Genomic DNA, 4040 nt, shown 5'->3' with positions numbered 1-4040 from the left:
GGCGCGGCGCGTCGGGGTCGCTGGCGCCGGGCGAGCCGTTCGCGGCCCGGCTGGACGCGGCGGTGGACGACGACGCGCGCGGCATGCTCGCGCAGGGCCTCACCGGGCGGCGGCACTACGGTCCGCGCGGGGAGCGGCGGCTGGACGACCTGACCGTGTTCGTGCAGAGCTTCGCGCCGCCGCCGCGCCTGCTGGTGTTCGGCGCGATCGACTTCGCCGCGGCCGTCGCGCGCGTCGGCAAGTTCCTCGGCTACCACGTCACGGTGTGCGACGCGCGCCCGGTGTTCGCGACGGCCAAGCGGTTCCCGGACGCGGACGAGGTCGTGGTGAGGTGGCCGCACGCGTTCCTGGCCGACGCTGAGGTGGACGGGCGGACGGCCGTCTGCGTCCTCACCCACGACCCGAAGTTCGACGTCCCGCTGCTGGAGGTCGCGTTGCGCACGTCCGCCGGGTACGTCGGGGCGATGGGCTCGCGCCGCACGCACGAGGACCGCCTCGCCCGGCTGCGCGAGGCCGGGCTCACCGAGGCCGAGCTGGCGCGGCTGCGCTCGCCCATCGGCCTGGACCTCGGCGCCCGCACCCCGGAGGAGACCGCCGTGTCGATCGCGGCGGAGCTGGTGCAGCTCCGCTGGGGCGGCTCGGGGCGTCCGCTGTCGGACACCGAGGGCCGTATCCACGGCGAACGGTGATCGGGCGGCTACCCTGCCGGGATGACCCTGCACGGAGCGCAACCACCCGCCGGTCTGCTGCTCGCCGCCGGCGGCGGCAGCCGGCTCGGCCGGCCCAAGGCCCTGCTGGAACTGGACGGCGAACGCCTCGTCGACCGGGGCGTCCGCACGCTGCACGACGGCGGCTGCGCGCCGGTCGTGGTCGTCGCGGGGGCCGTCACGGTCGAGGTGATCGGCGCGGTCGTCGTCCCGAACCCGGACTGGGCGACGGGCATGGGCTCGTCGCTGCGCGCGGGCCTGGCCGCCCTGCCGCCCGAGTGCCCGGCCGCCGTCATCGCCCTGGTGGACCAGCCGCGCGTGACGTCCGCCGCCGTGGCCCGCCTGCTCGCCGCGTACGAGGACGGCGCGCGCGTCGCGGTCGCCACCTACGGCGGACGTCCGCGCAACCCGGTGCTCGTCGCCCGCGAGCACTTCGCCGCCGTCGCGGCGTCCGCTGTGGGGGACGTGGGCGCGCGTCCGTTCCTGCGCGCGAACCCCGGCCTCGTCACGGCCGTCCCCTGCGACGACGTGGCGTCCCCGGACGACATCGACACGCCCGCCGACCTCGCCGCCTACACCGTCCCCGACGACGTCTAGCTGTACTGACCTGTGAGGTTGGGTACGCGGCTGGCGGGTGGGTGGCCTGCGAGCGCGGTGTGGCTGCGGTGATGGTCGTCCACGTGGAGCCATGGTGCAAGCGCTTGGCGGCGTTGGGCTTCTGAGGTGTAGGGCCGGGCGTAGGCCCGTTCGTCGGCCAGTGGGCGAGCAGGAGTTCGCCCCGGCCGGTGGCCAGGGCGAGGCCCATTGCGGCGGCGTCGCCGAGGGCGGGGCCGCCGGGGGCGCTGCGGAAGCCGCTGGAACGGGGCGCGCTTCGCGGTCGGCGTCGAGACGTCCGGGCTCGAGTACCTCAACCACGAGGCGGAGACGGCGGTCCGGGAGTGACGGGTAGCCGCCCCGGCCCGGGTGGCCCTGGTGCTGTGCCGGGTCGCTAGGACCTCGGCGGCAGCACGGACGGGTCGACCGCGCCGCAGTCGACGGCCCGCTGGAGGAGGGCCGTGAGGGACCGGATGGTCGCGGGCTCGTCGATGACGCCGTTCGCCCCGCCCGCGGCGGACCGCTCGTGCCAGGCGCGGACGCGGGCGACGGCGTCGTCGTCCACGCCCTCCAGGTAGAAGCGGTAGACGGCGGCGTAGCGGCTCGGCAGGTGCGCGGGGTGCAGGTCCCAGCCCTGGTAGAAGCCGTTGGACAGGGAGTGCCGGACGTGCCGGGAGTGCTCGGTCCAGACGCCGTGGACCTCCTCGGAGGAGTCGTCGCGCGGGACGAGGTTGGTCGAGCCGTCCGACAGGCGGACGCCGGTGCCCGCGAGCGCCACCCGCATGATGTCGCGGGCGAAGTCGCAGGCGGGGTGGTCGAGGCGCTGCTGCCCGGGCGGCAGGTCGCAGGCGGCGGTGTAGTCGTACACGCCGAAGTGCGCGGCGGTCATCCGGCCGCGCGCGGCGGCGGCGACGGCGCGCAGCCCGATCCGGCCCTGGTGGTCGACGAGCGACTCGGTGGTCTCGACCTGGATCTCGAACCGGAGGATGCCGCCGGGCAGGCCGAGCGCGCCCTCCAGCCGCTCCAGGTAGTCGGTGAAGACCTCGACGTCCTCGGCCATCACGACCTTCGGGAAGGTGATGGTGAAGCCGCCGGGGAGCCGGCCGAGACGGTCGCGCAGCGCGGTGAGGAAGCCGTCCAGGGTGCGCATGGACCGCTCGTGCGCGCCGTCGGCGAACGACTTGACCCGCAGCCCCCAGTAGTGCGGCAGGGTGCGCGCCTCGTAGGCGGCGGCGACCGACTCCACGACGTGGGCGACGTGCGCGTCCTCCTCGGCGTCGGGACGCGCGCCGTAGCCGTCCTCGAAGTCGACGCGCAGGTCCTCGACGGGCTCGCCGGCGAGCTTGGCGGCGACGCGCTCGCGGACGGCCCCGGCGAGCCCCGCGTCGATGCCGAACACCGTGCCGAACGTCCCCGCGCCGGGCGCGTGCGCGTCCAGCAGGCGCAGCGCCTCCGTGCCGAACTCGGCGGCGGTGCCGGGGGTGAAGCGGTCGGCCGGGACGTAGACGGTGTGCACCGGCTGGCGGCCTTCGGCGGGGCCGGGGAACGTCGCGGCGTGCGTCTCGCGGATCGCGGCGACGCGGGCGGACAGGTCGTCGATCGAGGGGACGCTGAGGTTCACGACGCCATGATCCCCCATGAACCGCCCGTCCGGGCGCCCGGCTGGAGAATGACCAGATCGGTGCCCGTCGCGAACGCGTTCGGCGGGGCCGTCATCGGCTCGGCGGCGAGGCCGAGGCGGCGGTGCGCCACCGGGACGGTGTCGGCGGTGAACACCTCGATCCACGGGTGCGCCTCGTCCGCCCAGAGCGCGACGGAGCGTCCGCCGCCGGTCAGGCGCGTCCAGGCGCGGCCCCGCCCGTCGCGGGCCAGGCCCGTGTAGGCGTTGTCGATCCGCCGGCCGCCGAGGACCACGCCGCCGCGCAGGTCGCGGTCGGTGCCGTCCACCGGGACGGGCGCGTCCGCCGGGATCATCCGGTCGCCGGCCGGGAGGTAGCGCGCGGCGTCGAGCGCGACCTCGCACTCGTCGATCGGGACGCCGACGGTCAGGTACGGGTGGGCGCCGTGCGCGTACGGCGCGGGCCGCGTGCCGGTGTTCTCGGCGCCGAGCCGGACGGTCAGGCCCTCCTCGGCGTCCAGGACGTACTCGGCGGTGAGGGACAGCCGGAACGGGTAGCCCTGCGCGCCCGGAAGGTCGAGCGCGAGCGTGACGCGGTCGCTCGCCCGCTCGGTGGCCGTCCACGCCGACCAGCGCACCAGCCCGTGGATCGCGTTGCCGAGCTTCGGCTCGGTGAGCGCGAGCTGGTAGGACGTGCCCTCGAAGGTGTAGCGGCCCCCGTCCACGCGGTTCGGGAACGGGACGAGCAGCTGGCCGGAGGCGGCCGGGGGGAGCGTGTCGGCGTCGTGCGTGAGCACCAGGTCGAGGCCGTCGCGGGTGAGGGCGCGCAGGGCCGCCCCCGCCTCGGTCACCACGGCCTGGTAGGGGCCCGCGGTGAGGATGTGCTGGGTGCCGGTGAGGGGATGCTGCTCGGTCATGCGGGGCAGGGTATCCCCGCGCGCCCCGGCCGCCCGGCGCCAGGGCGCACGGCACGGCGCGTGTCTCGGGGCAGGGCGCGGCGCGTGTCTCGGGGCACGGCGCGGCACGTGTCTCGGTGGGGGCTCATCCGGCGGTGGCCGCGGCCGGGTCGCCGAGCCGGACGGCGCCGCGCAGGGCGAACCGCTCCCCGGCCTGCCGGACGG

Annotated in this window: 4 protein-coding genes and 1 pseudogene; 2 read left to right on the top strand and 3 right to left on the bottom strand. The window is 76.3% G+C overall.

Annotated elements, in window-relative coordinates; genetic code table 11:
* Both DZF91_RS27295 and DZF91_RS27290 read left to right on the top strand, forming a co-directional pair.
* Positions 1 to 689 (top strand): XdhC family protein (locus tag DZF91_RS27295; protein ID WP_199486929.1); only part of this gene is annotated, 689 nt, incomplete at its 5' end.
* 21 nt (positions 690 to 710) lie between these two features.
* Positions 711 to 1304 carry a nucleotidyltransferase family protein gene (locus DZF91_RS27290; protein ID WP_117360017.1) on the top strand — a complete coding sequence of 198 codons (594 nt, stop codon included), beginning with the start codon at positions 711 to 713 and terminating at the stop codon, positions 1302 to 1304.
* Here the strand turns inward: DZF91_RS27290 and DZF91_RS42300 are convergent.
* The 3 genes and pseudogenes from DZF91_RS42300 to DZF91_RS27275 all read right to left on the bottom strand — a co-directional run.
* Positions 1301 to 1543: pseudogene (locus DZF91_RS42300) on the bottom strand (IS481 family transposase); the annotation flags it as partial. The gene DZF91_RS27290 and the pseudogene DZF91_RS42300 overlap by 4 nt on opposite strands.
* 152 nt (positions 1544 to 1695) lie before the next feature.
* Positions 1696 to 2922 (bottom strand): DUF6986 family protein, encoded by a 1227-nt coding sequence (locus DZF91_RS27280; protein ID WP_117360016.1) that lies wholly within the window; start codon positions 2920 to 2922, stop codon positions 1696 to 1698.
* A complete protein-coding gene (locus DZF91_RS27275) occupies positions 2919 to 3836 on the bottom strand; it encodes an aldose 1-epimerase family protein (RefSeq protein ID WP_117360015.1) in 918 nt (305 codons plus the stop codon). Before DZF91_RS27275 ends, DZF91_RS27280 begins: the two co-directional genes overlap by 4 nt.
* Positions 3837 to 4040 lie beyond the last annotated feature (204 nt).

Origin of the sequence: Actinomadura logoneensis (genome assembly GCF_003428695.1) — a bacterium.
Taxonomy (GTDB): domain Bacteria; phylum Actinomycetota; class Actinomycetes; order Streptosporangiales; family Streptosporangiaceae; genus Spirillospora; species Spirillospora logoneensis.
Note: the sequence above shows the minus strand (reverse complement) of the source record. Positions and strands in the feature narration are given on the sequence as shown.

What these genes read in the sequence shown, in the direction of transcription:
- DZF91_RS27290 (WP_117360017.1), top strand. Translation starts at nt 711, where the DNA reads ATGACCCTGCACGGAGCGCAACCACCCGCCGGTCTGCTGCTCGCCGCC.
- DZF91_RS27275 (WP_117360015.1), bottom strand. Translation starts at nt 3,836, where the DNA reads ATGACCGAGCAGCATCCCCTCACCGGCACCCAGCACATCCTCACCGCG.